General features: G+C 58.9%; 26 protein-coding genes and 1 tRNA gene. 16 read left to right on the top strand and 11 right to left on the bottom strand.

The window, feature by feature from the left end:
* Nucleotides 1–24: 24 nt before the first annotated feature.
* Nucleotides 25–1,446, top strand: a complete 1,422-nt coding sequence (locus tag ASD36_RS22050; protein WP_060506588.1) for a lipopolysaccharide biosynthesis protein — start codon at nucleotides 25–27, stop codon at nucleotides 1,444–1,446.
* Nucleotides 1,443–2,726 carry a GNAT family N-acetyltransferase gene (locus ASD36_RS22055; protein ID WP_060506372.1) on the top strand — a complete coding sequence of 428 codons (1,284 nt, stop codon included), beginning with the start codon at nucleotides 1,443–1,445 and terminating at the stop codon, nucleotides 2,724–2,726. The genes ASD36_RS22050 and ASD36_RS22055 overlap by 4 nt, the downstream gene beginning before the upstream one ends.
* 25 nt (nucleotides 2,727–2,751) lie before the next feature.
* On the opposite strand, the gene ASD36_RS22060 is transcribed toward ASD36_RS22055, so the two are convergent.
* From ASD36_RS22060 to ASD36_RS22080, 5 genes are all read right to left on the bottom strand, one after another.
* Complete coding sequence (locus ASD36_RS22060; protein ID WP_060506373.1) at nucleotides 2,752–4,380, bottom strand: AMP-binding protein; 1,629 nt, start codon at nucleotides 4,378–4,380, stop codon at nucleotides 2,752–2,754.
* Between the two features lie 84 nt (nucleotides 4,381–4,464).
* Nucleotides 4,465–4,944: a GNAT family N-acetyltransferase gene (locus ASD36_RS22065; protein ID WP_060511831.1), complete on the bottom strand. Its 480-nt coding sequence runs from the start codon at nucleotides 4,942–4,944 to the stop codon at nucleotides 4,465–4,467.
* A 212-nt stretch (nucleotides 4,945–5,156) separates the two neighbouring features.
* On the bottom strand, nucleotides 5,157–5,381 hold the full coding sequence (locus ASD36_RS22070; RefSeq protein WP_060506375.1) for a hypothetical protein: 225 nt from the start codon (nucleotides 5,379–5,381) through the stop codon (nucleotides 5,157–5,159).
* 441 nt (nucleotides 5,382–5,822) lie between these two features.
* Complete coding sequence (locus ASD36_RS22075) at nucleotides 5,823–6,026, bottom strand: hypothetical protein (RefSeq protein ID WP_060506376.1); 204 nt, start codon at nucleotides 6,024–6,026, stop codon at nucleotides 5,823–5,825.
* 139 nt (nucleotides 6,027–6,165) lie between these two features.
* Complete coding sequence (locus ASD36_RS22080) at nucleotides 6,166–6,723, bottom strand: BRO family protein (protein WP_060506377.1); 558 nt, start codon at nucleotides 6,721–6,723, stop codon at nucleotides 6,166–6,168.
* Between the two features lie 407 nt (nucleotides 6,724–7,130).
* Here ASD36_RS22080 and ASD36_RS22095 point away from each other — a divergent pair, with 407 nt between their 5' ends.
* The 3 genes from ASD36_RS22095 to ASD36_RS22105 all read left to right on the top strand — a co-directional run bounded on the left by ASD36_RS22095 (nucleotide 7,131) and on the right by ASD36_RS22105 (nucleotide 9,026).
* Complete coding sequence (locus ASD36_RS22095) at nucleotides 7,131–7,829, top strand: hypothetical protein (protein WP_060511833.1); 699 nt, start codon at nucleotides 7,131–7,133, stop codon at nucleotides 7,827–7,829.
* A gap of 374 nt (nucleotides 7,830–8,203) precedes the next feature.
* Complete coding sequence (locus ASD36_RS22100) at nucleotides 8,204–8,419, top strand: hypothetical protein (protein ID WP_060506381.1); 216 nt, start codon at nucleotides 8,204–8,206, stop codon at nucleotides 8,417–8,419.
* Nucleotides 8,420–8,738: 319 nt separating this feature from the next.
* Nucleotides 8,739–9,026, top strand: coding sequence for a hypothetical protein (locus tag ASD36_RS22105; RefSeq protein WP_060506382.1), 288 nt, complete (start codon nucleotides 8,739–8,741; stop codon nucleotides 9,024–9,026).
* 975 nt (nucleotides 9,027–10,001) lie between these two features.
* Here ASD36_RS22105 and ASD36_RS22110 read toward each other — a convergent pair.
* The 3 genes from ASD36_RS22110 to ASD36_RS22125 form a co-directional block, all read right to left on the bottom strand.
* Nucleotides 10,002–10,700 (bottom strand): recombinase family protein, encoded by a 699-nt coding sequence (locus ASD36_RS22110; RefSeq protein WP_060506383.1) that lies wholly within the window; start codon nucleotides 10,698–10,700, stop codon nucleotides 10,002–10,004.
* A gap of 1,068 nt (nucleotides 10,701–11,768) precedes the next feature.
* Complete coding sequence (locus ASD36_RS22120; protein ID WP_060506385.1) at nucleotides 11,769–13,190, bottom strand: site-specific integrase; 1,422 nt, start codon at nucleotides 13,188–13,190, stop codon at nucleotides 11,769–11,771.
* A gap of 90 nt (nucleotides 13,191–13,280) precedes the next feature.
* A tRNA-Leu gene (locus ASD36_RS22125) sits at nucleotides 13,281–13,365 on the bottom strand.
* 177 nt (nucleotides 13,366–13,542) lie between these two features.
* Between ASD36_RS22125 and ASD36_RS22130 the strand changes: the two genes are divergently transcribed.
* Nucleotides 13,543–14,130 carry a YqaA family protein gene (locus ASD36_RS22130; RefSeq protein ID WP_060506386.1) on the top strand — a complete coding sequence of 196 codons (588 nt, stop codon included), beginning with the start codon at nucleotides 13,543–13,545 and terminating at the stop codon, nucleotides 14,128–14,130.
* A 7-nt stretch (nucleotides 14,131–14,137) separates the two neighbouring features.
* Nucleotides 14,138–14,659: a disulfide bond formation protein B gene (locus tag ASD36_RS22135; protein WP_060506387.1), complete on the top strand. Its 522-nt coding sequence runs from the start codon at nucleotides 14,138–14,140 to the stop codon at nucleotides 14,657–14,659.
* Between the two features lie 172 nt (nucleotides 14,660–14,831).
* Here ASD36_RS22135 and ASD36_RS22140 read toward each other — a convergent pair whose 3' ends face one another.
* Nucleotides 14,832–15,389, bottom strand: a complete 558-nt coding sequence (locus tag ASD36_RS22140) for an HNH endonuclease (RefSeq protein ID WP_037125657.1) — start codon at nucleotides 15,387–15,389, stop codon at nucleotides 14,832–14,834.
* Nucleotides 15,390–15,497: 108 nt separating this feature from the next.
* On the bottom strand, nucleotides 15,498–16,145 hold the full coding sequence (locus ASD36_RS22145; protein ID WP_060506388.1) for a DNA-3-methyladenine glycosylase: 648 nt from the start codon (nucleotides 16,143–16,145) through the stop codon (nucleotides 15,498–15,500).
* Between the two features lie 88 nt (nucleotides 16,146–16,233).
* Between ASD36_RS22145 and gluQRS the strand changes: the two genes are divergently transcribed.
* Nucleotides 16,234–17,121, top strand: a complete 888-nt coding sequence (gene gluQRS, locus ASD36_RS22150; RefSeq protein WP_060506389.1) for a tRNA glutamyl-Q(34) synthetase GluQRS — start codon at nucleotides 16,234–16,236, stop codon at nucleotides 17,119–17,121.
* On the opposite strand, the gene ASD36_RS22155 is transcribed toward gluQRS, so the two are convergent.
* Nucleotides 17,116–18,048 carry a YihY/virulence factor BrkB family protein gene (locus ASD36_RS22155; protein WP_060506390.1) on the bottom strand — a complete coding sequence of 311 codons (933 nt, stop codon included), beginning with the start codon at nucleotides 18,046–18,048 and terminating at the stop codon, nucleotides 17,116–17,118. The two genes, gluQRS and ASD36_RS22155, sit on opposite strands and share 6 nt — an antisense overlap.
* 93 nt (nucleotides 18,049–18,141) lie before the next feature.
* Between ASD36_RS22155 and ASD36_RS22160 the strand changes: the two genes are divergently transcribed.
* The 8 genes from ASD36_RS22160 to ASD36_RS22195 all read left to right on the top strand — a co-directional run bounded on the left by ASD36_RS22160 (nucleotide 18,142) and on the right by ASD36_RS22195 (nucleotide 25,393).
* Nucleotides 18,142–18,975 (top strand): SDR family oxidoreductase, encoded by an 834-nt coding sequence (locus ASD36_RS22160; protein ID WP_060506391.1) that lies wholly within the window; start codon nucleotides 18,142–18,144, stop codon nucleotides 18,973–18,975.
* A gap of 23 nt (nucleotides 18,976–18,998) precedes the next feature.
* Nucleotides 18,999–19,196: a twin transmembrane helix small protein gene (locus tag ASD36_RS22165; RefSeq protein ID WP_037099680.1), complete on the top strand. Its 198-nt coding sequence runs from the start codon at nucleotides 18,999–19,001 to the stop codon at nucleotides 19,194–19,196.
* A gap of 2 nt (nucleotides 19,197–19,198) precedes the next feature.
* Nucleotides 19,199–19,777, top strand: a complete 579-nt coding sequence (locus ASD36_RS22170) for a cob(I)yrinic acid a,c-diamide adenosyltransferase (RefSeq protein WP_060506392.1) — start codon at nucleotides 19,199–19,201, stop codon at nucleotides 19,775–19,777.
* A gap of 39 nt (nucleotides 19,778–19,816) precedes the next feature.
* Nucleotides 19,817–20,611 (top strand): rhomboid family intramembrane serine protease, encoded by a 795-nt coding sequence (locus ASD36_RS22175; RefSeq protein WP_060506393.1) that lies wholly within the window; start codon nucleotides 19,817–19,819, stop codon nucleotides 20,609–20,611.
* Nucleotides 20,612–20,898: 287 nt separating this feature from the next.
* Nucleotides 20,899–21,648, top strand: coding sequence for an electron transfer flavoprotein subunit beta/FixA family protein (locus tag ASD36_RS22180; RefSeq protein ID WP_060506394.1), 750 nt, complete (start codon nucleotides 20,899–20,901; stop codon nucleotides 21,646–21,648).
* A gap of 27 nt (nucleotides 21,649–21,675) precedes the next feature.
* The gene (locus tag ASD36_RS22185; protein ID WP_060511836.1) at nucleotides 21,676–22,605 is read left to right on the top strand and encodes an electron transfer flavoprotein subunit alpha/FixB family protein; all 930 of its coding nucleotides are present in this window, start codon (nucleotides 21,676–21,678) and stop codon (nucleotides 22,603–22,605) included.
* 230 nt (nucleotides 22,606–22,835) lie between these two features.
* Complete coding sequence (locus tag ASD36_RS22190) at nucleotides 22,836–23,708, top strand: 3-hydroxybutyryl-CoA dehydrogenase (RefSeq protein WP_060511838.1); 873 nt, start codon at nucleotides 22,836–22,838, stop codon at nucleotides 23,706–23,708.
* Between the two features lie 89 nt (nucleotides 23,709–23,797).
* A complete protein-coding gene (locus ASD36_RS22195) occupies nucleotides 23,798–25,393 on the top strand; it encodes an EAL domain-containing protein (RefSeq protein WP_060506396.1) in 1,596 nt (531 codons plus the stop codon).
* The last annotated feature ends 6 nt before the right edge of the window (nucleotides 25,394–25,399 follow it).

Raw genomic sequence — 25,399 nt, forward strand, 5'->3', positions numbered from 1 at the left:
GTAGTTTTGGGTATTTCCGTGTTCATGGCAGCATGTCAAACGGCTGGACGAATTCTGCCGCCCGCGGTGAGGGACCGGCTGGCGCCTCTGCTTGAAAAGCTCGTGCCGGTGCTGACGAGCAACGATCCCAAACATCTTGCACAGCGCATGGCGCTGGTCTCCTTTGCCATCCGTATCGTCAGCGCGGCCATAGCCTTCATGTCGCAGATCATCCTCGCCCGTGTCATGGGCGAATTCGAATACGGCATCTTCGTTTTTGTCTGGGTGCTGGTCGTCCTGTTCGGCAACCTCTCTTGCCTCGGCTTTCATACCGCAATCATCCGCTTTCTGCCGCAGTATCGCGCCCGCGAGGCGCTGGCCGAAATCCGCGGGCTGACCACGACCGTGCGCATCTTCGCGCTCCTATCTGCAACCGTGCTTGCCGTCATCGGCATCGGTGGCCTCTGGCTGTTCGGAGACCGTATCGAAAGCTACTATCTCGTGCCGCTCTATCTCGGCGTCTTCTCGCTGCCGATGATCGCGCTTGGCGACGTGATGGACGGGACGTCGCGGGCACATAGCTGGGCTGTCTCGGCGCTGAGCCCCACCTATATCATCCGGCCGGTTCTGATCCTTGGATTGATGATGCTGGCAGTGGCGATCGGCGAGCCGCATACCGCCCGCACCGCGATGATGGCTGCGATGGCCGCGACCTATCTGACAAGCGTCAGCCAGTTCTTCATCCTGACCTGGCGCTTGCGCAGGCGCTATGTCAAAGGCCCGAGCCGCATCGAGTTCCGCACCTGGTTCCGTGTCGCGCTGCCGATCTTCCTGATCGAGGGGTTCGGCTTCATGCTGACGAATTCCGATGTTGTCATCGTCGGCCTCTATCTCGATCCGGCCAGTGTCGCGATCTACTTCGCCGCCGCCAAGACCATGGCGCTGGTCCATTTCGTAATGTTCTCGGTGAAGGCTGCCGCATCACCGCGCTTTTCCGCCGCCATGGCCAACCCGGACCGCCAGCAGCTGGCCGTCATTGCTGTTGAAAGCGCCAAATGGTCGTTCTGGCCGTCACTTGCGGTCGGCCTGATGGTGCTTGCCTGCGGCTCGTTCCTCCTGTCGCTGTTCGGCCCCGCCTTTGTCTCCGGCTATCCGCTGATGGCCATCCTGTATGCCGGCATCATGGCAAAGGCACTGGTCGGGCCTGCCGAGGCCTTTCTGACCATGGCCGGCCAGCAGAAGCTGTGCGTCGCGCTCTATGCGGTGGCCCTTGTCTTCAATCTGGCCCTCAACGTCACGATGATCCCGATGTTCGGGTTGACCGGTGCGGCAATCGCCACGGCCGGCGCCATGTTTGTCGAGGCGATCCTTCTTCACGTCGCTGTCCGCCATACCTTCGGCATCGCTCTCTTCGCCTTTGCCGACCCGTATGCCCAAACCATCAAAGCAGAGGCACCCCGCTCATGACCGGCAACCCGCATTTTCCAGACGACGCCAACAGCCGGTCGGCTCGCATCCTCGGCGGCCTCGCGCAGCCGGTGCCCGACCAGCCCGTAGCGGATAATACAATCGACATCGGCCGCCCGGGCCGCCAGCTGTGCTTCTATCCGGCCCGCCAGGGCTATGAATTGCAGACGGAACTGGACTTCCTCTCCAACCGGGCGATGGAGCCGAATGTCTTCTTTACCGGCCGCTTTCTGGCACCAGCCATGCCGCGCCTGGAAGACCGCGTCATCCGCCTGGCGCTGATCCGCGACACCGATGCGCGCCGCAGCCGCATCCGTTTCCTGATGCCGTTTTCAATCGAAAAGCCGGGATTTTCGATCGGCGCGCCGATCATCCGCGCCTGGTCCAACCCGTTCGGCCCGCTCGGCGTACCCTTGCTCGACGCGGAAGACGCGGCCGAAACCATCGATAATTTCTACGAAGCGCTGAGCGCCCCTGCGGCGAACCTGCCCGGTGTTCTCGTGCTGCCCGATATCCGCCTCAAGGGCAAGTTCGCCCAACTGGCACGCGCCGTCGCCATCGGCCGTAACCTACCGCTGACCGTCACCGACACCTTTTCCCGGCCGATGCTCGAAAGCCTGCAGGACGGCCAGACCTATCTGCGCCATGCCATCAGCCCCGGGCATCTGCGCGAACTGCGGCGGCAATGGAAGTTGCTGGAAAAGGCCGGCCGCGTCTCCTACAACGTCGCCCGTCAACCCGCCGATATCCGCGTTCGGATGGAGGAGTTTTTGGCTCTGGAGGCGAGCGGCTGGAAAGGCCGGGCCTCCAGCGCCATGGTACTCGACCGCTACCGCGCCGCCTTTGCACGAGAGGCGATTACCAACCTTGCCGAAGCCGACAGCGTGCGTATTCACACGCTCGATCTCGACGGCACCGCGATCGCCTCGATGATCGTCTTCATGATGGCGGGCGAGGCCTATACCTGGAAAACCGCCTATGACGAGCAATATGCCAGATATTCTCCGGGCAAGCTGCTACTGGCCGAATTGACGGAATGGCATCTCGACGACGCCAACATCATGCGTTCCGACAGTTGCGCCGTTCCAGACCACCCGGTGATGAGCCGCTTCTGGGAGGAGCGCGAGGAGATGGGAACGCTGGTGATCGGCCTCAAGCAGAACCGCGACCGCGACGTGCGGCAGGTGGCGGCTCAGCTTCACCTCTACCGCAATACCCGCAACATGGCGCGGCTTCTGCGCGAAAAGATCCGGTCGCTGGCACCACGCGTCATGCGATAGAGCTAAGCCGATACCGCCGGCAGGATCATCCCTGCGCGATAGCCCTGTCGCGCAGGATGCGGCGGATGACCTTGCCGGACGTGGTCAGCGGCAAACTGTCGAGAAATTCGATCTCGCGCGGATATTCGTGCATCGACAGCCGCGTCTTCACCCAATCGCGGATATCGGCGGCAAGCTCGTCACTTGGCGCGTACTCCGGCCGTAGCACGACATAGGCCTTGACGATCTCGGTGCGCACAGGATCCGGCTTGCCGATGGCGGCGGCAAGCTGAACGGCCGGATGTCCCGCCAAGCAATCCTCGATCTCCCCCGGGCCGATCCGGTAGCCCGACGAAGTAATGACATCGTCGTCCCGGCCAAAGAAGGTGATGTAACCCTCTTCGTCCTGAACGCCCTGATCACCTGTCGTCATCCAGTCGCCGATGAATTTTGCCACTGTTGCCGCATCATTGTTCCAATAGCCGAGGAACATCACCGGATCAGGCCTGCGGACAGCGACCTGCCCGACGTGCCCGGCGGGCAGTTCCCTGCCCTCCCCGTCAATGATCGCAACCTTATGGCCGGGCGCCGGTTTGCCCATAGAGCCCGGCTTCAGTACGCCGAGATTGGCTGCCGACGACAGCACGATGTTACACTCGGTCTGGCCATAGAACTCATTGACCGGAACCCCAAAGGCCGCACTTGCCTGTTCCCAGGTTTCGCGTCCGAGCGATTCGCCTGCCGAACCGATGGTGCGCAGGTTGAGCTTGTAGAGCGAGCGGGGATTATCGACTGATTTCATCAGCCGCAACGCCGTTGGCGGAATGAAAGCGTTGCGCACATCCATCTCTTCCAGAATCCAGAAAGCCATGTGCGGATCGAATTTCTGGCCGGGTGAGGACACTACGGGAACGCCGAGCAGCAACGAGGGCAGAAGCGCATTCAATAGTCCGCCGGCCCAAGCCCAGTCGGCCGGCGTCCACATCCGGTCGCCCGGTTGCGGCAGAAAGGCATGGTGAAACTGGAAGCCCGGGATATGGCCGAGCAGAACGCGATGCCCGTGCAGCGCACCCTTCGGCGGCCCGGTCGTGCCCGATGTGTAGATCATCATTGCCGGGTCATCCGGCGTCGTATCGGCAGCGGTGAAATCCGGAGCAGGCGTTTGCGCAAGTCCCGCAAAACCGATCGTATCCGGTTCATCTCCCTCAACAAGGACAATTAACTTCAAATCCGGCAAGCGCTGGCGGAGCGCGGCGACTTTCTCATAGCCGAAGCGGTTGGTGACGACAGCCACAGCACCCGCATCGCGCAGCCGGTATTCGAGCGCCTCGACCCCGAACAACAGCGCCAGCGGCAGGGCGATGGCTCCGAGCTTGTAAATACCGGCATGGGCTATTGCCGTCTCGAAACTTTGCGGCAGAAGGATCGCCACACGGTCTCCGGGCCTGACGCCGTGCTCGAGAAGCCCCTGTGCAAAGGATGAGGATTGCGCCGAAAAAGCGCCGTAGGTCAACGATCGGTGCGCGCCATCGGGGCTGAAATGTTGCAGACAGACCCGCTCGGGCTCGCACTGCGCCCAATCATCGCTGACGGCGGTGCCGATGTTGAATTTTGCCGGAACCTGCCAGCGGAAGTCGCGGCGGAGGTTCTCATAGGTATCGCTGATCGGAAGCATGTGCCCGCCGCAAGAAATTTCGCTGCAGCGCACCTAACACTTCCGGACCAGGAAATTCAACTGAGCCCGGCGCGGAGTATCGTCTCACTCAGAACTGAGCTTATGCCTGCGGTGTTGTGGCAAATCCTTGAGCAATTCGGCTGCAGGAGCAAAATCCGTCGCGACCGTTCCGGCGAATCGATATCCCGAAGCTTCGTAGAATGGCCTGGCCCGCTCGCCAGCGACCACATGTACCGATCGTGCCCCGAGCGCTGCGGCACGATGCTCCGCCTGCGCGAGCAGCTCTCTGCCGATCCCCATTCGCCATGCTTCGGGCGCGACAAACAGGTCCTCCAGTTCGGCCGGCATAGCGCCCTCGTTGGAAAAGACGGTTACGAAGCCCACGATCTCTCCGTCGAGTTCCGCGACGATGGCATGTGGTATGTGCTCGGCCCGCACTTCCTTCGCTTCTGGCAGCGCTTGCAGCTCTTCGATATGATCTCCCCAAGCCAGCGAAGACCGCAGCTTAAGTGCTCCGAGGGTGATCCTGTCCTCGTCATGTGCCGCTCGAATGAAAACTGCCATTGCAACTCCTATGCGCCGAGCAGTCATTACACCGAAGTCCGCCGTCCCCGATAGTGTTGGAAGGCTGCTCAGCGGCGTGCGGCGATAAGATGGCGGTAATGAAACCTGCGCAACAAGTCTTAAGACGACTGCCTTAACCAGCATGTTCCGCGTGCGGCTTTGCCCCGGGCTCGCATATCGGGCGGGAAACGGCCCCGTTGGAGCCGGCCGCGTCAGGACGCGAAGACGACTTCGCGGCTATGACGTTCATTCAAGGCACCGAGCAGTTCGTCCTGCGTTGTGTATCCCGCGAAGAACAGATCGATGACGGCACCAGCAGCACTGACACCCTCCTGGCTGCGCAGGCGGACACCGCGCTCCGCGCACCACGAAAACAGGGCACCGGACAGTGCATCGACATCATCGAAAATGGCGCAGGACGTAGCAGACTGGGACATGCTCGACTCCGTGATTGCAAGGCAAAGTGTGCCGATGGGGGATTGATTTGTTCCAGACTGGGCATCGTCAGAGAATTTTGCAATCGTGATGCAGCGGGGCGGTTAACCGACTTTTCGATCTGTCCTGATTTGAAGCAAACCGGCAGCAATATCCACGCCCCGCACGCCGGAAGGTTGTATTTCGGTTAAGCAAGTTGCGTGATGCGATCGCCGTGTTCAGCCAGACGATTCGCAATCTTGTGGGAAGGACTTGAAATCAAAGTGGTGCCCCGTGCCGGAACGCGGCAGTGTTTTCAAGAAACGAGGTTAACCAATTAACATCTTAAAATCAACAACTTGAGCTTCAGGCCTCTCCGGCCCTAGACGGAGCAGATGTACCAGATCAGCCGGTAAAGTGTACCACTTTCTTGAGCTTCGCTAGCTTTCCGTTGAGATGTGGTCCTAGCCCTTCACGACCTCCCACGCTTCCCCGGCATATTTGCTTGTGGTTCGCCCCGTCTTCCGGTCTATCCAGTCCGCTACGGGAATCCCTTGACCTGACCAATCACGGAAGGTCTGGTAGCGCCAGCGCTTCCCGAGGTTAATACCGAAGAACAGGCTGCTGCGGCTGATTTCGAGTTCGAAGCTGCGGATTTTGATGTGCACTGCGTAGTCTCCCTTTCGCAAATCACTTGGGGCTCATCCCCGGTGCCGCTTTAGGAAGCGATAGATGCACGGTCAATCCGCAAAATCGCAAATAAATCAATGAAATCATTGCCATAACGGAACAGTTGCACGAGTGGAACTAATCAATCCACTCGACAGAAACACAGGAACCCCATGAATTGAGGCTGTCGAGGGCGTCGGAAGCTCCTTTGGCAGGGAGATGGTTGCACCAACGCAAACAATTGTGGTCGTCAAAAAAAATTTGGATGATCGCCTCTTGCTTGGCATTCTCAGCCGAGAGCCGGTCGACCTTGCGCTTCATGACCTCCATGGCCTTGAACACCAGTTCATCCTCAGTCATCGCCCCGGAGACCACATGCTCCTCGCCATGGATGTAGCCGCCGTCCTTGCGGACCTGAGGCTTGTCGGAGCGCATGACGAACTTGTAGAGGCCGCTCTCGGATAGCAGCATCAAGCGGTAGGTGCTGGGTTTAAGGTCGCGAAAGAGGGCTTGAGTGATTGGATCACTTTTCAACGCAAGCCGCTTCTCTGACGCATCGAGATGATTGAACATCGGTCCTGATTGGGGAATGCCGAGGGCTTCGCGGACGTCCTGAGCCACGAACCATGGCTGACCGTCGATCTTTACCGTGCGGATGTCGCTGCCGTTGAAATTGAAAAGAGAAGTGTTCGTCATTGGTGTTCCTTTGGTTTCTCGTGACGCTCCCCGCCAATAGCCATGGCGAGGGTTCGGGCCGCGCTTTCAGCCCGTTGTGTGTTCAGCATGATTTCTAGGAGAAGCTGCTTGGTGTCGCGGTAGGACAGGCCAGCCCGGTTCGCGAGGATGTGGACCCCGGCGCGGTTCTCAGCCACTGCGTTCAGCCACCGGTCACCACCCCAGGTCCTGACTGGGGAGATACGCCTGTACCTGCTGCCGGATTTCGTTGAGCGGACCCTTGGTCAGCGTGTTGACCGAAGCGCGGAAGAAGAACCGCCAGCCGTCGCCCGTCGCCGGGATTGCACGGTGGTAGTCCCGAGGGCTGAACTTGAAGACGGAAAGAGATTGAGCCACTACTCCAGAACAACATTCGGAAGGAGCATAATTTGGCAGACAACTCTTTGCGGTTTGCCATCGGCGATGATGAACCGCTCTCGGAGATATGGACCGTGACGGTCAACCGATCGGACGTTTATCTGTCCAGCAGCGGCTTCAACAGCGTGATGAAGCTAAGTCTACATCAAAGCGGCGTGTGCCAGATGGCAACATCTCAACAGCTTTATGAGGAACGCCTGTCTGTATTGGAGGGTGGTCCCGATAGTAGGACGGTGCTTCGTTGGAAGAGGTGCATCACACCTGACACGGGCGGGGCTCTTGCTGCGCGAATTATATTTGCAGCCTGTGGGCGCTGGCCAAACCCCAGCACAGCAAAAGCAAGCAAGCCTCCACTTTTGCTACCATGCCCACCGGAAGGATATGGTGTCGAACTGACAATCTTTTACTCCAAGGAAGACCCGCGTCAGCACACACATGACATCCAACAGGAAATGAATTTGATTTCTGTGCTGAAGCTGGCCAACGATGACTGCGTAAGCTTTTTTGGTCGCTTCTTGGAATTGCCGGGCGACTTCTTCTCATTTCGGCGAGTGCCCAAGGGTCAAACGTTGGCAACCGTTGGCTTCGATCAAGGAGGCGGAGAGACGGAGTGGGGCGATCTCTCCTCATATGAAATTCTCCAAGACTTCGAGAACGCCGCAACAATCTATTCATTGCACAACATGCAACTTAAGCGGATGGCCCGTTAATCCCTGCCGACGACCCGGATGACAAAAGACACCGATAGGCCGACAAGCGAGCAAAACACACAGATGAGGTGGACCGTATAAGCTCGGGACTGCGAGGGTGTTCTTGGCGGGAAGCCAGCGACAGGATCGCCAGCTTCACCAAAGTCGCGCGTTTGTCATCCCCGGCTATCCAGAGCACTTGGCCAGTGACTATTCGGAGGGGCGGATCAGTACAGAATTAGCGCATGAAGGCCCATCCAAATTAAAATACAAAAGCATGTCTTTGTTTGTATCCTTTTTCGAACCATAAGCGTAAGCTTAATTGTCGCTGGCCTTTTCGGGCACCTGCGCTTGGAAGATCATTGTGCTTTCGCCCAAAACTGGAGGGCAAGCCAATGCGTGCCGCCCAAGAAAATCTCCCTCATGAATATATCGGCGACCAGTCTCTGTCGATGATGAGACGCGTCCTCGTGGAAGAATGCGCCCGGCGTGAGGTCGGTCCTGACCACAGCATGGGAAAGGACCTTGCCGCCGTGATCATGAACGCCTTTCAATCTGGAATGACAGAAGAAGCAGAATTGGTGGTACTGGTTCGCAACCTTTGCGATTGAATTGATGAGGGGAGAGAATGCATACTTTTGATGAAGCTCCGGTTTATTACTGGGTGCCTATGTACCTATCACCTAATGACGATTTTGTAGGCTACGACGGCCCTAGAATGATTGGCCGGGTGTCGCGCGACGGGCGCTCAAGGTTCGCCGAAACCTGGGTGTGGTCGAACGCCATAGGATCCGAGACAAGCCAGAATGACGTTCGCCAAGGCTACGCCTCGACTAAAGAGCTCGCCGTTCTTGCGACTGAAAATCACGACCGCGAAACGATCGGGTCATCCGGTCCTTAGGGTCTACCACATAGAGGGAGTTTCAGGCGATGCAAGCCTTTGAAAAGACCAAGGCGGAGCACCAACACGAACTCCGGTTGGCTGTCGTATTCGGATGCATACTTTTTCCGGTTGGGTACCTCACTGCGTCATTGATGACCTACGGGTGGGGCTGGACTGCAGGATTGGCGGAGCTGATTTCCGCAATTGGTTTTGGAACGTCGGGGATCATAGTCGGCAGCGCGATCGGCGGCAAAATGGACCGCGCTTCTGAGAAGCAGGCTTCAATGACCCAGTCCAAACCGTCCTCTACGGGACGCGAACATTCGAATTGGTAGAACGTACAACGGAATTGAAATAGACTGCAGCATCCGGCCAGCCTGAAAGCTTTCCTATGGTCGAACCGAGGTGAAGACGCAGCCATGACCCAAGAACGCTCTGGCAATGACCTCGTGTGTTGGAGACCACACGCCACAAATCGTCCGGGGTGATGACCATGGTTCCGCTGTGGTCTGCCTTGGGCTGTCTGTGTAAGAAAGGGGATCGCTGATCCTCCTCTTCCCGGTTCGGAGCCTTGGTCTGGATCATGGAAGGCTCTTGCGTGGGCTCCACGGTGATCACCTGCGAGAGAGGACCACAGTCTCAGTCCGAGGCTCAGGCGCAGGTACAGACCGTGGTTACCTGCAGGGGCTACTATGGTGAAGAGGTGGAGGTGTAGACACCCTCCTCCTGATCAGGGAACCCTAGCCAGACTTCAGTCTACCATAGTTATAACTATAGTAAGGGAACCTCGGCCTACCTACTGTTGTCCCAATTCACCAGCCACGCCATCAGCCGGTGTCCGTCAGGTCATCCAAGACATGATCGATACGCCTCCCGCAACCGATTGAAGGCGGAGAAGCTGATCTCGACAAGCTACATCCTGTCGGCATGGTCTGGCATGGTGGAACGGGCAATGCGTTTGGCTCGGTTCAGTCGCTTCGAACGAAAGACCGACTGACGGCTACAGCCAAGAGCCGTATTGCCATCGAAGTAGGTGACCGCGAAGCAGCGGGTGGGCCGAACTGTGGGGCGCTGCGGTAAACCAGTGGCAGCAGCGGTGGAAGAACGGGCGTTCATCGAGGGCGTTTCCTTGTGAGGGTGACGAGAGGCGAAATCGAGAAATCGAAATCGCTACTGTTGCCCCCTGCTCGGCCCTGCTTCATGACGCCGTGGAAGGCCGCTGAGGGCCTTAGGCGGTTTCGGCTATGTCGGCCCCCGAATTGCTATGAACGCTGTGGATCGGCGCTACCGTATCAGGCAGCGGGGCTCTGCTATACGACCGCAGTTCCCCGCCCCAGCACCCTCGATACCTGCGTAGGCGTCCACTTGCCGCCTCGGGATGTTGGGATGCTCATGCTGTGCAGTGTCTCGGCAATCGAGCTCAGGGTCTGCCCTGCCGCCCTTAACGGGCCGATGATCTTCATGACCTTGGCGGCTTCGGTATCTGCTTTCACTTGGATCGCCTCGTTGCGCTTCATCGTCTTGTCGCGAAGACCACCAATACGCTTGGTATAACCGGGGTCTTTCGACCGTGCATCCTGATGGCGAACCTTGGCCGCTGCGAGTGCCGCCTTGGTCCGCTCCGAGATGAATGTCCGCTCCTGCTCTGCCAATGCCGCGTAGATGTGAAGCTGGAACTTGTCGGCCTGTGGCATCTGCGCGACCCGGAGCTTGACCTTCTTGTCATCCATGAGCGTTGCGATGAACGACATCTTGCGGCTCAGCCGGTCCAGCTTGGCAATCAACAGTTCGGCTCCGGTCTTGCGCACCAGTTCCAGCGCCTTGGTCAACTCGGGCCGGTCGGCATCAGCACCCGACTGGATGTCTTGGAACTCCCCGAGGACTTCGAAGGGAATGTGGGAGAACTTGTCGAGGAAGATGGCGATGTCTCGCTCCTGAGCTTCCAACCCGAGACCGCTGCGGCCTTGGTCCTCGGTGCTAACTCGGGTGTAGATGACGTACTGCTGCATGGTCTTTTCTCCTGCGTTGGAAGGAGCATGTCAGCGACATTATCTAATGTCAACGTTCGTTGTGAATGTAAATTACAATGAAATCAGTAACGTCTTCGATCAACCTAGCGGCGTCCATAGCAGCGACATCAGCAATCGGCCGTGCAGCAGCCACACGCTACGGAACGGGCATCATTCCGCTGATCAGCCAAAGCGCCGCTGCGGTCGCTATCCAAGGGAGACCTGACGACCTGTGATGTGGCAGAACAATTACTGCCCTCTGCAGTAGAGATCGAACGGGGGGGCATGGGGGAAACCAGCCTGTGCTGTTTATCTGATTGGGTCGCGGAGAAATTTCTAACAAACATTCCGGGGCTGTCGATGTCTTCTGCTGGCGATAATCACCATCCCGATGTGAACCGGCACACGACAGCTTGACCAGAACGACTCTCGCCTTCATTCTCAATCGACAGTTGCCTTGGAGGCGCCATGGATTTCCTTTCAGTAATTTTGGCAGCGTTAGGATGGGGCAGAGACCATTCGGCTGAATCTGGCGGTCGAAAGACGGAAGCTTATCGGCTCAATGCTGAGGTGGCGGGGGAGTGCCTTCGGTCCCTGAGTGCGCTTGCTCTAGCAACACCCCCGCTGATCCGAAGGCTAGAAGCATTGTACCCGGGCCAGCCAGAGGCATACAAAAGTTGCGCCGAAGCCCTCGCCACCCTCCAATCGCAGTGCCAGCAGATTTACACGATGGCGGAGACGAACAAAGCGGCGATAGAGAACGCTGGTCGCTGGCACGATTGGGAGAAGGCGCTCAGGGCCTCACATCAATGGAGGGCGACCATCTCGTCTATGTGCCCCCATGTCGAGGGCGTGATAAGACAGCTCGAAGCTGTGGTCACGCAGGAGGAGCAACGGAGAATTGCCGGAACGCCACCAGCCTCACCGACAAGCTTTCTGAGCCAACGCGACCGGGGGTGGGATGCTCCGCCGTTATGAGTCCGCCCCCCCAAAGTTCGTGCCGTCGCTTGTGGCGAACCGCGTCGGCTAAGATGCCCTTCCTGACTACTCCTCGCTGCATCTCGGTCCTCAGGCACCAGTGACCGCAACGGGCTCCTCCACACCGAACGCCCTTTTCATCGCCTTGGTGATCGCTCTGAGTTTGGCCTTCTCGCCGCCATAAGTCCGGCTTCCGACACCACCGAGGGAATGACCAAGAATAAGGTTCTGCTCCATCTCGGCCACCTCTGCCAAGATTAGCCGATCTTTCATGTTGTGACGCAGTGAGTGGACTGCATGGGCCGTGTCCTCGGTTACCTTGCGCACATACTTCATGAGGGAAGCCGAAGCGTTCGTTGGGCCGCTTTCTTTTCCGTACCGGGCGAACAGCATCTTTCGTCCAGCAGCCCCTGCGAGGGCCTCCTTCGCCGCGTCCAAGGCATCGCCCACCAACGGAACCTCCCGTTTGGAAGCATTGTTCTTGATCCTGCGTTCCTCGTGCCACGTCACGACGAGGTGCGGACATTCGTCGTCAAGAACCATGTCCTCGGTTCTGAGGCCAACGACCTCGGCCAAGCGACAACCAGTCCCCTCCAAAAGACGCCAGACAGCCTGAAGGTCATCATTAGCGCTGTTGAGGATCAGGCGCCGGATGGATTGGAGAATGTCGTCGGGTAGCGGATCGCGAAGTTCGTCCTCGGGGTCTTCATTGAGACCAGCAATGGGCAGCTTGGCGAACGGGTTCATACATCCCGCTAGCTGCATTTCGGTGATGATGTGATTGAACATCGCCTTCACGACGTTGAGGTCACGCTTCACTGACGACGGTTTGAGGCTACCGGAAAGCATATCATCGCGCACCAGCTTTGCGTCGGAGCGACTGAATTGTGGGATCGTCGGAGGGCGACCCAAGGCAGCTTCGATATACCCCGTGATGCGGTCAAGGCGCTGGACCTTCTTCTTGATCTCAGTCTCGGTTCCCGTAACCCTCTCGGCAATGTAGAGCTTCTTGGCATCTTCCAGTGTCGGCTCAGGGGCCGGAGGTGCGCCACCGTTGAGCGCTCGCACAACAAACTCATCCAGCCTTGTAACGCCTACAGGGTCACCGGAAGTCGGGTCTCTCATGTAGTCGCCCAAGATCACGTCTGCCACGGAAGTTCGGGCATGGTCCTCCATGACGCTCTCGGGGTCGTCTAGATCGACGGTCGCATCGTGGGGATCGAAACCCATGCGCCGAACCTTGGCGATACCCTCAAGATAAAGATCGAGCTTCGTCAGTATCGGTAAATTCTTCGGGTCGGTCTGCTCTGCGAGAAATCGCTCAGCTTTATGGATGACACCTTCGAACTCTGCGTGAACCTGTGGGTAGGCGCTTAAAGCCTCGGCTCGGGTCTTACCCAGTGCCTTGATAAATTCCTTCTTATCTACGATCGGCTTAAGCAGTTTTGGAACCACGCGGCGATAGCGCCACCCCGACTTAACCTCTTGCGCATAAAACAAAACAAGACCCACGAATGTACTCTCCCTGTACCATCGAATGTACCAAAGGAGAGGCCTAAAGCATTGAAACTGTTGATTTAACTGGATAATTCCAGTGATTAATGGTGCCCCGTGCCGGAATCGAACCAGCACTCCTCTCGGAACCTGATTTTGAGTCAGGCGCGTCTACCAATTCCGCCAACGGGGCACGGATACCTTTCGGGGTAGCAAAAAGCGTTTACACGAACCTTTTCGGAACGGTCAACCGGGATTTTCAAGATCAGCGGGCGGGAATCACAAAACTGTGCAATTCGCATCCGCAGCAAATCATTTACAGCATGGCCAATCCTGCCTAAAAGGCGGGAAGCGAAACTGGAAATCCTTGATGCTTCGACGCCTTTACGACTGGACAATGTCGCTCGCCGCCCGGAAATCCGCCGAAGCGTGGCTCGCCGTCATCGCATTCGTTGAAAGCTCCGTCTTTCTGGTTCCTGCTGACGTGCTCTACCTGCCGATGGCACTTGCCCGGCCGGAACGGGCCTATCGCTACGCGCTGGTGGCGACCATTGCCTCCGTGCTCGGCGGCATTGCCGGCTGGTATATCGGCCACTACGCCTTCGAGGCGCTGGCCAAGCCGATCCTGCATTTCTACGGCAAGCTCGAAGCCTTCGAGACGATGAAGGCATCAGTTGGCTACGAAACGCTCGTGCTTCTGCTTGTCACCTCCGGCCTGGCGCATCTGCCACCGATCAAGGTCGTGACCATTCTGTCCGGTGCTGCCAACATCAATCTCGGGCTTTTCATCGTCTCGGCGATCGTTGCCCGTGGCGCGCGTTTCTTCCTTCTGGCCTGGCTGTTGCAGCGCTATGGCGAAGAGATCCGCGACTTCATCGAAAAGCGCCTGGGACTTTTGGCAGCCGCCGCCGCCGGCTTGCTGATCGCCATCTTCGCCGCCTACCGTTTCCTTGCCTGACATCCCGATGGAGCCCGCCGTGAGCGCAAGCCTGACCCAGCCCCCCCGTGGCCTTCTGCCGTCCGTCCTCGCCACACTCGGCATGACGGGCACTGTCGGCGGCGCGCTCGCCTTCGAGCATATCGGTGGCTATATCCCCTGCGCGCTCTGCCTGATTCAGCGCACGCCCTATTATTGGGGCATTCCAATCGGCATCGTCGCGATTGCCACTTCTGTTCTCAAATTACCCGTTTGGACGACGCGCGCACTGCTTGTGGTCATTGCTATCCTGATGCTGGTGGGGGCCGGAACCGGCATCTATCACGCCGGCGTCGAATGGCATTTCTGGGAGGGCCCGGCGACCTGCGCGACGTCGGCATCCGGCGTTTCCGGCAATGTCGGCGACCTGCTCGGCGATCTCGACAGCAAGCACGGCCCATCCTGCACGGATGCGTCCCTGCGCGTACTCGGTCTTTCCTTTGCCGGATGGAACGTCATTGCCAGCCTCATCCTGGCAGCAATCGCGCTGCGTGGCGCTGCAAAGGCCTAAATCCTGCCACCGGTGCTCCTCGCTTTAATGGCGGGGATTCGGTTGCTCAGACCCTGGAGCAAGCGACCTTTTCACGCGAAAGATATCGCACGGCTGGATTCCTGTGACAGGCGCAGGAATGACGAAAGATGTTGGGGCACCTGCCCTGGCCTGCTCTCAAGCAATGGAATAGCTACGGCTGCAGTTCGACATCCCAGTAGAGATAGTCCATCCAGCTGTCATGCAGATGGTTTGGCGGGAACAGCCGGCCGTTGTTGTGCAGGTCCTGCACCGTCGGATGGAACGGCTTCTGATGCGGGAACATGCCGGCCTGGCGCGGCAGTTTGCCGCCCTTGCGCAGATTGCAGGGCGAGCAGGCGGCAACGACATTTTCCCATGTGGTCTGGCCGCCGCAGCAGCGCGGGATCACGTGGTCGAAGGTCAGGTCGTCGGGCGAGCCGCAATACTGGCATTCGAACCGGTCACGCAGGAACACGTTGAACCGGGTGAAGGCCGGATGACGGGATGGCTGCACGTAGCTTTTCAGGCAGACGACACTCGGCAGGCGCATGGAAAAGCTGGGGGAAGAGACCTGATGATCGTATTCGGCCAGGATATGCACACGGTCTAGGAAAACGGCCTTGATCGCGTCCTGCCAGGACCACAGCGACAAGGGATAGTAACTCAGCGGCCTATAGTCAGCGTTCAGCACGAGCGCTGGGAGGCCGTGTGGTGAGACTGCAATCGTCAAGCCAGTATACTCCTGCTCGATTCGGCACCTGCACCTTCTATATTAGGCCCGTTGCGTCAGGATTGTGAAGCCAAAAGCAAAAACGGAACAAAAGATTCGCTTTTTGACTTAAAGGGCCACCGGCGTGCCGTCCCGGCGCATTTCCGTGGCATAATAAGCCCAGAACAGACGCGCGGCGACACTGCGCCAGGGTGCCCAGAGTTCGGTCAGCGAATCAAGCTCGCGAACCGACGGACGCATCTCCAGCATCAATGCGTGACCGACGGCATTTTGAAGCGCCACGTCTCCAACCGGAAACACATCGGGGTGGCCGGCGCAGAACAGCAGATAGACCTCCGCCGTCCAGCGGCCGACGCCCTTGATCGCCGTCATTTCGCGGATTGCCGCACTGCCTTCGATCGAACAGATCGCCTCCAGATCGAGTTCGCCGGCAAGAACCGCGCGGGCGACAAGCCGAAGCGTGTCGGCCTTGGCGCGCGACAGGCCGACCAGTCGGCAGTCCTCATCGGACATCGCCGTGACACTGGCTGCATCGATGCTGCCGAGCGCCGTTTCCATCCGGTTCCAGATGGCGGCGGCGCTGGCTTTGGAGACCATCTGCGAGACAATGATATTGGCGATGCCACGATATCCGGGATCGGCGCGGCGCAGCGGCACCGGGCCGGCCTTCGACACGACATGCTCCAGCCGCGCGTCGAGCATGACCAGCCCGCTCAGGCCCGCATTGATATCCTCGTGCGTGCGGATGATCCGCATCTCCACCCCTCCGCTGCGCCACCGGCGTCCGGTCTATATAAGGGCAAAATCAATGGCTGGAAGCCCGCTTCCATGCCAAGAAGAAACTATGAACAAAACTGTGTCAAAACAACCGGTGTTCCGGTTCGCGCCAAGCCCGAACGGCCAGCTTCATCTTGGCCATGCGCTATCGGCAATCCTCAATCATGACATGGCAAAGGCAGAAGGCGGACGTTTCCTGCTGCGGATCGAGGATATCGATATTGCCCGGTGCACGCCGGAATTCAAAGCCGGGATCGTCGAGGACCTGGAATGGCTGGGGCTCGATTGGGAAAAACCGGCGCGGAGGCAATCGGAGCATCTCGATCTTTACCGGGAGGCGCTCGGCCAGTTGATAGATAGGAGTCTCGTCTATCCGGCCTTTTTGACACGCGGCGCGATCAAGGCTGCGGTTGCGGAATTCGAGGCGGATGGCAAGAGCTGGCCACGCGACCCGGACGGCGCGCCGCTTTACCCCGGCGAAGAGCGCAAACTATCGGTCGATGCCCGGCAACGTTTGCTTGCCAGTGGCAAGCCACATGCGTGGCGGCTGGACATGGGAAGGGCAATGGCTGAGCTGAAAGCGCCTTTGACTTGGCAGGAGACTGGCGCGGGGCCTAATGGAGAAACCGGCATGATCCCGGCCGACCCGGCCGCCTGGGGCGATGTCGTGCTGTCGCGCTCGGATGCACCGTCGAGCTATCATCTGGCGGTGACCGTTGATGATGCCTTGCAGGGGGTAACCCATGTCGTCCGCGGAAGGGACCTTTTCCACGCAACGGCCGTACACCGGTTGCTGCAAAGATTGCTGAACCTGCCGGAACCCATCTATCATCATCACCGGCTGATCCCAGGGCCGGACGGCCGCAAATTGTCGAAGAGCAACCGGGACACCGGCATCGCCGCATTCCGCGACGCTGGCAAGACGCCTGATGATATCCGGGCAATGATCCTATAGGACGTTTTGCCGGGGGGACTCAGCCTCCTCCGGTGCTGTATCCGCCTTCACCTCCTCCTGCCTGCGCCCCATGATGTGGCGGATCACCATGCGCTTGACCTTGTATTTCATGATCGCCGCGTTGATCTCCGCGCCGAGGATGAAGATGACCCCGACGATATAGAGAAAGACCAGCGCGATCATGATCGAGGCGAGGCCGGCATAGGTGGAGACGTAGGTGGCGAAGGTGGTGATGTAGGACGCAAAGACATAGGCGCCGATCGACCAGGCGATCAGCGTCAGGATGATACCCGGCAGGACGTCCATGATCTTGCGGCGCCCATCCGGCAGCCAGAGATGGCTGACGATGAGACCGGTGGTCAGCATGACAAAAACGCCGACAAGGCTCCAGCTGTCGATCATGGTCAGGAGGCCATTGAACCAGGGGAGATAAGTTCCGGCATAGCGGATGGCGAGCGGGACGGCGACGAGCAGCAGGCTGACGATCGCAAGAACAAGGACGCCAGCCAGAACGAAGGCAAGGCTTGCAACGCGTGTCTTGTACCAGCGACGGCTTTCCGCCACCCGATAGGCACGGTTGAGCGAGACCCGCAAGGCCTCGACACCATTGGACGCGAAATAGGCGGCAGCCAGCACCGACACTGTCAAAAGACCACCACGCGGGATGGTCAGCACCCGCACGACCTCATCGGAAATCGGCTTGGCGATCGATTCAGGCCAAGTATCGAAAATGAAATGGACGGCTGTCGTCGCGAATTGGTCAGCCCCCAGAAAGCTGCCGAGCGCGGTTCCGAAGATCAGAAACGGAAAGATCGCCAGCAGGGTGGAAAGCGCCACATGGCTCGCCATGGCCCAGCCATCGTCTTCACTGAAATGCCAGACGGCATCGAAGACGACCTTCCAGGCTATGCGAATGAAGGCCGGCATTCTCTCTCCAACTGTCTGATCATGCGACTGCGATTGTAACCCGTTCATGAATATGGGAAACCGGGCAGCAATTTCTACAGGAAACGATCCATTATGACCGACCGTCCCTCGATAATCGTCACCGGCTGCTCGTCCGGCATCGGTGCCTGGTGCGCCCGCGCGCTCCTGAAGGACGGCTGGCGGGTCTTTGCCACGGTCCGGAAGGCGGAGGATCTGGCTGCACTCGAAAACGACGGCATCGAAGCCTTCCTGATGGATTATACCAAACCGGACACCATATCCAAACTTGTCGATGACGTGTTTGCCCGCACCGGCGGCAGACTGGATGCCCTGTTCAACAACGGCGCCTATGGCCAGGCGGGTGCCGTCGAGGACTTGCCGGTGGAGGCGCTGCGGCTGCAGATGGAAACGAATGTCATTGGTTGGCACGACCTGACGCGGCGGGTCATCCCGGCAATGCGGGCACAGGGCCACGGACGCATCGTCCAGTGCTCATCCATTCTGGGAATAGTTCCCTATAAGTGGCGCGGCGCGTATAATGCTTCGAAATTCGCCCTGGAAGGCCTGACACTCACCATGCGCATGGAGCTTGAAGGCAGCGGTATCGAAGTGAGCCTGATCGAGCCGGGACCGATCACCTCGCGCTTTACCGCCAATGCGCTGATCAATATCGAGCGCTTCATCGATCTCAAGGGATCGGTTCATGCGGTGGAATACGAAAAGCAGCTGCGGAGGCTGAAGGGCGAGAGTACCCCGGCCAGAGGCAAGCTCGGGCCCGATGCGGTGTATACTGTGCTGAAACGCGCATTGACCGCGAAGAGGCCGAAGCCGCATTACATCGTGACGCAGCCGGCCAAACAGGGTGCGCTTTTGAAGAAACTGCTGCCGGCCGGGCTGTTCTATCGTTTTATCGGCCGCCTCGGCTGAGCTGAAAGGCAAGGGTAAGTCACATGCATAGTTTTCTCACAGGTTTGACACTGCTCGTCATGGGCCTTGTCGCCATCGTTCTCGTCCGCGGCCTTGTCCATATGGCCAAGGGTGGCGACGGCAATACGTCCAACAAGCTGATGCAGGCCCGCGTGTTCCTGCAGGCGGTGGCGATCGTCCTGATCATGCTGACCCTGTGGCTCACCGGCGGCGGCCGCTGAGCATGGTCAAACTCAACAAGATCTACACAAAGACCGGCGACGATGGCACGACGGGGCTGGCCACCGGCCCTCGCCGCCTGAAGAGCGACCTGCGCGTCGAGGCCTATGGCACGATCGACGAGACCAATTCCTTCATCGGGCTGGCACGCCAGCATACCCAGGAACTTGCCACGCTCGACGCGATGCTGATGCGCATCCAGAACGACCTGTTCGACCTCGGCGCCGACCTGTCGACGCCTGACACCGGCGAGACGCTGGCCTATGAGCCGCTGCGGATTATCGCAGCGCAAGTGACCCGGCTGGAGACCGAAATCGACGAACTGAACGCCGATCTCGATCCGTTGCGCTCGTTCGTCCTGCCCGGCGGCAGCGGTGCCGCAGCCACCTTGCACATCGCCCGCACCGTGGCGCGGCGGGCAGAGCGGCTGATGGTTGACCTTGCCCGGATGGACGGCGAGATCGTCAGCAGCGAAGCGCTTGCCTATGTCAACAGGCTCTCGGATTTCTTCTTCGTCGCCGCCCGCTGGACCAACGGCAAGGGTAAATCGGATGTGCTTTGGGTTCCCGGAAAAAACAGATAAGCTTGACGCTCATCACCGTTTCGAGAGACTGACGCGCCTATGTTCATACCGCTGCACGACGCGAATTCCCTCAAGCATATCAAGGTCCAGTATGTCACGATCAGCCTGATCGCCATCAATACGCTCGTCTGGTTGCTGACCGGGCCGCTGCTGGTACCGGAAGAATTCACCAATGCCGCAACGATGGGCCTTGGTTACATTCCCGCCATCGCCTTCGATTATGCGCATCTGGCGCCCAACCTCGTGCTGGTTCCCGATGACGTCACCTACCTCACCTACTCCTTCCTGCATGGCGACTTCTGGCATCTGGCCGGCAACATGCTGTTCCTCTGGGTCTTCGGTGACAATGTCGAGGATGCGCTGGGGCATTTCCGTTTCCTCATCTTCTATCTTCTCTGCGCAGCCGCCGGTGCCCTCACGCACGGTCTGATCAACACGGAATCGCAGGCGCCACTGATCGGCGCATCAGGCGCCATTTCCGGCGTCGTCGCCGCCTATTTCCTGCTGCATCCGAAAGTGCGCGTCTGGGTGCTGGTGCTGTTCCGCATTCCCCTGCCCCTGCCCGCCTTTATTCCACTGGCATTCTGGATCGGCCAACAGTTTTTCATGGTGCTCATCGATCCGGAAGGAGACGTTTCGTGGGGCGCGCATGTCGGCGGCATCATTGCCGGGTTGATCCTGGTGGTCATTTTGCGACGCCGCGACGTACCGCTGTTCGACCGTACGATCGTCACGCCGCGCGCCGTGCGGCATGTTGAAGCAGCAACGACGGGGGCGCCACCCGCTGTTGCCGAGACGATCAAGAAGCCCACGCCTTGGGGCAGGCCCACCTGATCTTAACCCGACAGACGCCAAAAGACTGAGGTTATTGATTGAAAACAGCGCATTAGTCGAGCAAGCACAACAGCAAGCCATCGAGGCCCTGCAGAAGATGATTGTATTCTTCCAATTAATTATTGACGCGCACGTAAACGTTAGTATTTTTCCCATGGCAATCTTGCGGGGGAGCAATGGGCAAAGATTGTAATTGGAGAAAAAACGCGTATCGATGTCGCCAACCGACAATCAGGCCGCTGCGTTAAAGCGCATTTTCTCGCAAACGTTTCGTAAGGAAGGACATCATGAAAGTTCTGGTCACCGTCAAGCGTGTCGTCGATTACAACGTGAAGATCCGGGTGAAGCCGGATGGCACGGGGGTCGAGCTTGCCAACGTCAAGATGTCGATGAACCCATTCGACGAAATCTCGGTCGAGGAAGCGCTGCGGCTGAAGGAAGCCGGCAAGGTCGAGGAAGTGGTCGTCGTCTCCGTCGGACCGGCCAAGGCCGAGGAAACGTTGCGCACCGCTCTTGCCATGGGCGCCGACCGGGCAATCCTGGTCGAGACCGACGATGCGGTCGAGCCTTTGGCCGTTGCCAAGATCATCAAGGGCGTGGCGGAAGCCGAACAGCCCGGCCTGGTCATTGTCGGCAAGCAGGCGATCGATGACGATAGCAACCAGACCGGCCAGATGCTGTCGGCGCTGCTCGGCTGGGCCCAGGGCACCTTTGCCTCGAAGATTGAACTCGGTGACGGCAAGGCTGCGGTCACCCGCGAAGTCGATGGCGGCCTGCAGACCATCGAGATCAAGCTGCCAGCGGTGGTGACCACCGACCTGCGCCTGAACGAGCCGCGTTATGCCTCGCTGCCAAACATCATGAAGGCTAAGAAAAAACCGCTCGACAAGAAGAGCCCGGCCGATTTCGGCGTTGACACCGCACCGCGTCTGAAAGTTCTGAAGACCGAGGAGCCCTCGGGCCGCAAGGCCGGCATCAAGGTCAAGACGGTTGCCGAGTTGGTTGACAAGCTCAAGAACGAAGCCGGCGTCCTTTAAGACATCCAGAATAAGGAGACTAACATCATGGCCATTCTTCTTCTGGCTGACCACGACAATGCAACGCTTTCCGACCAGACCGCCAAGGCGCTGACGGCTGCTGCCAAGATTGGTGGCGACGTGCATGTGCTGGTGGCAGGCTCGGGTGCCAAGGCTGCAGCCGATGCAGCTGCCAAGCTCACCGGCGTTTCCAAGGTGCTGCTCGCAGACAGCAGCGATCTTGCCAATAATCTGGCCGAACCGCTGGCAGCCCTGATCGTGTCGCTGGCCGGTTCCTACGACACCATCATCTCGGCCGCCACCTCGACCGGCAAGAACGTTCTGCCGCGCGTTGCAGCCCTGCTCGACATTGCCCAGATCTCGGAAATCACCGAAGTGGTTTCGGCCGATACGTTCAAGCGGCCGATCTATGCCGGCAACGCCATCCAGACGGTTCAGTCCGGTGAAGCCAAGAAGGTGATCACAGTGCGCACGGCCTCGTTTGCCTCGGCAGCCGAAGGCGGCTCGGCATCGGTCGAGACCATCTCGGCCGCCGCCAATCCGGGCCTGTCGACCTTCGTCAAGGACGCCCTGTCCTCGTCGGACCGTCCGGAACTGACATCGGCCAAGATCATCATTTCCGGCGGCCGCGCACTCGGCTCCTCGGAAAAGTTCCAGGAGGTCATCCTGCCTGTCGCCGACAAGCTCGGTGCCGCCGTCGGCGCCTCGCGCGCTGCCGTTGACGCCGGTTACGCGCCGAACGACTGGCAGGTCGGCCAGACCGGCAAGGTCGTTGCCCCGCAGCTCTATATCGCGGTCGGCATCTCCGGCGCCATCCAGCATCTGGCCGGCATGAAGGACTCCAAAGTCATCGTCGCCATCAACAAGGACGAGGAAGCCCCGATCTTCCAGGTTGCAGACTATGGCCTCGTCGGTGATCTCTTCACCATCCTGCCGGAGCTTGAAAAAGCGCTCTAAGCGTTTCGAGAATACAACCAACGGCCGCGCAACTCTGCACGGCCGTTTTTCGTTTTAGAAGCAATGCGTTTCCTTAACTCACAATGACCTCCACCTCGAATAAAGGCTGGAAAATTGGGCGCGATGCCTTTATCACTGGCATCTAAATACCTCGCCCCAACGGGCGCTTTGCTTTTTGCACGAACGGAAGCGCAATCGCCCTTTCGTATGGATGATGGAAAATCGGCTCGATGATCAAGAATGTCGGAATTGTTGGCGCTGGACAAATGGGCTGCGGCATTGCCCAGGTATCGGCTTCGGCCGGCTACAAGGTGCATATCTACGACATTTCGGCCGACCGCGTTGAAGCCGGTCTTGCGACCATCAACGGTAACATGGCGCGTCAGGTTTCCTCCGGCAAGCTGACAGACGAGGAGCGCAAGAAGGCGCTGTCGCTGATCAAGGGCTCGGCCGACCTTAACGATCTGTCGCCGATGGATCTGGTGATCGAAGCTGCAACCGAGGACGAAAGCGTCAAGCGCAAGATCTACGGCCAGGTCTGTCCGGTGCTGAAAGCCGACGCCATCCTTGCCACCAATACCTCTTCCCTGTCGATTACGCGGCTCGCGTCCGCGACCGACCGGCCGGAACGCTTCATGGGCATCCACTTCATGAACCCGGTTCCGGTGATGAAGCTGGTCGAACTGGTCCGCGGCATTGCCACCGAGGAAGGCACCTTTGCCACCGCCAAGGAATTCGTCGCAACGCTCGACAAGACGATCACCGTTGCCGAAGACTTTCCGGCCTTCATCGTCAACCGCATCCTCTTGCCGATGATCAACGAGGCAATCTACACGCTCTATGAAGGCGTCGGCAGCGTCGATGCCATCGACACGGCGATGAGGCTCGGCGCCAATCACCCGATGGGACCGTTGCAGCTAGCCGATTTCATCGGTCTCGACACCTGTCTGTCGATCATGCAGGTGCTGCATGATGGCCTGGCGGATTCCAAGTACCGCCCCTGCCCGCTGCTGGTCAAATATGTCGAGGCCGGCTGGCTTGGCCGCAAATCCGGCCGTGGTTTCTACGACTACCGTGGCGAAGTTCCTGTCCCGACACGCTAACCTGCGATCGCCACTAAATCAGCAGTAGAACATTCAAGCGATCTTAACCTGTTTCCGTCACGGTCCAGACCTCACAAAAAGGCCGGGCCATGACAGTTCAGCAGAAACTTCGCTTCGCAGCCTTCATGCTGTGTTTTGCCGGCCTGTTTGTCGGCGTTCTGTATTACGTTCATTCGGCTTTCATCACCTCGTGGAACGAGAAGCAACTGCGCCAGATCGCCACCGACACGGTGGTGCGCACAGAACTGGCAATCGATTCCGCCACCATGAAAATGAGTGACGTCATCGTCAACCGCAGTACATCCTGCGCAACCGTCGATCCGGCGGCGATGACCAAGGCGCTCTACGGCTCCAGCATCATGAAGAACATCCGGCTGGAAACGAAGGATGGCATCTGCTGGAGCCATGATGAAAGGGACGAGGCGCTCGAACAGTCGATCACGAACGCAAAGCCCAACCGGACCAACAGTCCCGGCTACTCGCTCTTTTCGCTTGGTTTTCCGGGGTGGGCAGGTCTCGGCGTTCGCTGGCAGTATGGCGAGCACGAAAATATCGTCGAGGTTCTCGCAACAGGCGGCTTGCTCTTTGGTATCCTGCCACAGGAACTGCGTGAAAGCGCGCTGATGCAGTTGACCCTTGAAGATGGCTCCTCCTTTGCCACCTATCGCCCCGAGCGCAAGTGGTCCACCGAGAGTGCCGGTCTCGTCACCTTCACTGAGACGTCCACCAAGTATCCCATCTCCTTGAGCATGAAGATCGATGCCGCCGCGCTGGGCCATTGGAACCAGACGCTATCACCACAGATGATCGCCGCTGCAGCGGCCTTCGGCCTGGGTTTCGGGTTTCTTGCCGCCCGCGGCATGATGCGCAACACATCCATCCTCGACAACCTCGACCGGGCCTTGTCGAGCGGTCAGATCCAACCCTATTTCCAACCGATTTTCGGTCTTGAGGACAGGGAGCTTCTTGGCTTCGAAATGCTGGCGCGCTGGATCAAGCCGGACGGCACGATGATCCCGCCACTGGCCTTCATTCCGCTTGCCGAAAGCAGCGGCCGGATCGAGCGATTGACCATGGAACTGCTCAGACAAGCGGGAGAGCAGCTTGGCGGGCTTCTCGAAGTACAAACACAACTCAAGCTGACCTTCAACGTCACGCCTGACCAGTATCTGGCTGATGATTTCGTCACGAACCTGGTCGCCAACACCACCCGCTTCAACCTTCCCCACCGTGCGCTTGTGGTCGAGGTAACCGAACGGCAGGCCATTGCCGACAAGAAACGGGCAGCGGTCGTCACCGGCAAACTGAACGATGCGGGCCTGCGCGTTGCCATCGATGATGCGGGCACGGGTCATAACGGGCTTTCGGCAATCTATGCGCTCGGTGCCAACTACCTGAAGATCGACAAATTCTTCATCGACGGGGTCACGCTCGATCGGAAATCGTCGGAACTGGTGGAGATGCTGGCCGGGCTCGCAACGAAATTCGGCATGATTGTCGTTGCCGAGGGTATCGAGACGGAAGAACAGATCACTGCGCTTCTGCAGCTGGGCATCCGGGAGGGACAGGGATTTGTCTATTCCCGCCCGGTCCCGGCCGCAGCGATCCTCGCGATGGCGGCGAAGGACATGGCTGCGCCCGGGCCAAGAAAAAAGAGCCGCGTCACTTTCCTCATGAGCGCCTGAGCGAGC

It is taken from the genome of Rhizobium sp. Root1334 (assembly GCF_001426665.1).
In the GTDB taxonomy this organism is placed as follows: domain Bacteria; phylum Pseudomonadota; class Alphaproteobacteria; order Rhizobiales; family Rhizobiaceae; genus Pararhizobium.

Bases quoted from the DNA above. Each gene is read 5' to 3' on its own strand.
- ASD36_RS22065 (WP_060511831.1), bottom strand. From the start codon at position 4,944: ATGGCAGTTTTCATTCGAGCGGCACATGACGAGGACAGGATCACCCTC.
- ASD36_RS22050 (WP_060506588.1), top strand. From the start codon at position 25: ATGGCAGCATGTCAAACGGCTGGACGAATTCTGCCGCCCGCGGTGAGG.
- ASD36_RS22105 (WP_060506382.1), top strand. From the start codon at position 8,739: ATGCAAGCCTTTGAAAAGACCAAGGCGGAGCACCAACACGAACTCCGG.
- ASD36_RS22110 (WP_060506383.1), bottom strand. From the start codon at position 10,700: ATGCAGCAGTACGTCATCTACACCCGAGTTAGCACCGAGGACCAAGGC.
- ASD36_RS22145 (WP_060506388.1), bottom strand. From the start codon at position 16,145: ATGCGGATCATCCGCACGCACGAGGATATCAATGCGGGCCTGAGCGGG.
- ASD36_RS22195 (WP_060506396.1), top strand. From the start codon at position 23,798: ATGACAGTTCAGCAGAAACTTCGCTTCGCAGCCTTCATGCTGTGTTTT.
- ASD36_RS22070 (WP_060506375.1), bottom strand. From the start codon at position 5,381: ATGTCCCAGTCTGCTACGTCCTGCGCCATTTTCGATGATGTCGATGCA.
- ASD36_RS22180 (WP_060506394.1), top strand. From the start codon at position 20,899: ATGAAAGTTCTGGTCACCGTCAAGCGTGTCGTCGATTACAACGTGAAG.
- ASD36_RS22190 (WP_060511838.1), top strand. From the start codon at position 22,836: ATGATCAAGAATGTCGGAATTGTTGGCGCTGGACAAATGGGCTGCGGC.
- ASD36_RS22185 (WP_060511836.1), top strand. From the start codon at position 21,676: ATGGCCATTCTTCTTCTGGCTGACCACGACAATGCAACGCTTTCCGAC.
- gluQRS (WP_060506389.1), top strand. From the start codon at position 16,234: ATGAACAAAACTGTGTCAAAACAACCGGTGTTCCGGTTCGCGCCAAGC.
- ASD36_RS22080 (WP_060506377.1), bottom strand. From the start codon at position 6,723: ATGACGAACACTTCTCTTTTCAATTTCAACGGCAGCGACATCCGCACG.
- ASD36_RS22160 (WP_060506391.1), top strand. From the start codon at position 18,142: ATGACCGACCGTCCCTCGATAATCGTCACCGGCTGCTCGTCCGGCATC.
- ASD36_RS22055 (WP_060506372.1), top strand. From the start codon at position 1,443: ATGACCGGCAACCCGCATTTTCCAGACGACGCCAACAGCCGGTCGGCT.
- ASD36_RS22170 (WP_060506392.1), top strand. From the start codon at position 19,199: ATGGTCAAACTCAACAAGATCTACACAAAGACCGGCGACGATGGCACG.
- ASD36_RS22165 (WP_037099680.1), top strand. From the start codon at position 18,999: ATGCATAGTTTTCTCACAGGTTTGACACTGCTCGTCATGGGCCTTGTC.
- ASD36_RS22060 (WP_060506373.1), bottom strand. From the start codon at position 4,380: ATGCTTCCGATCAGCGATACCTATGAGAACCTCCGCCGCGACTTCCGC.
- ASD36_RS22130 (WP_060506386.1), top strand. From the start codon at position 13,543: ATGCTTCGACGCCTTTACGACTGGACAATGTCGCTCGCCGCCCGGAAA.
- ASD36_RS22135 (WP_060506387.1), top strand. From the start codon at position 14,138: ATGGAGCCCGCCGTGAGCGCAAGCCTGACCCAGCCCCCCCGTGGCCTT.
- ASD36_RS22100 (WP_060506381.1), top strand. From the start codon at position 8,204: ATGCGTGCCGCCCAAGAAAATCTCCCTCATGAATATATCGGCGACCAG.
- ASD36_RS22155 (WP_060506390.1), bottom strand. From the start codon at position 18,048: ATGCCGGCCTTCATTCGCATAGCCTGGAAGGTCGTCTTCGATGCCGTC.
- ASD36_RS22175 (WP_060506393.1), top strand. From the start codon at position 19,817: ATGTTCATACCGCTGCACGACGCGAATTCCCTCAAGCATATCAAGGTC.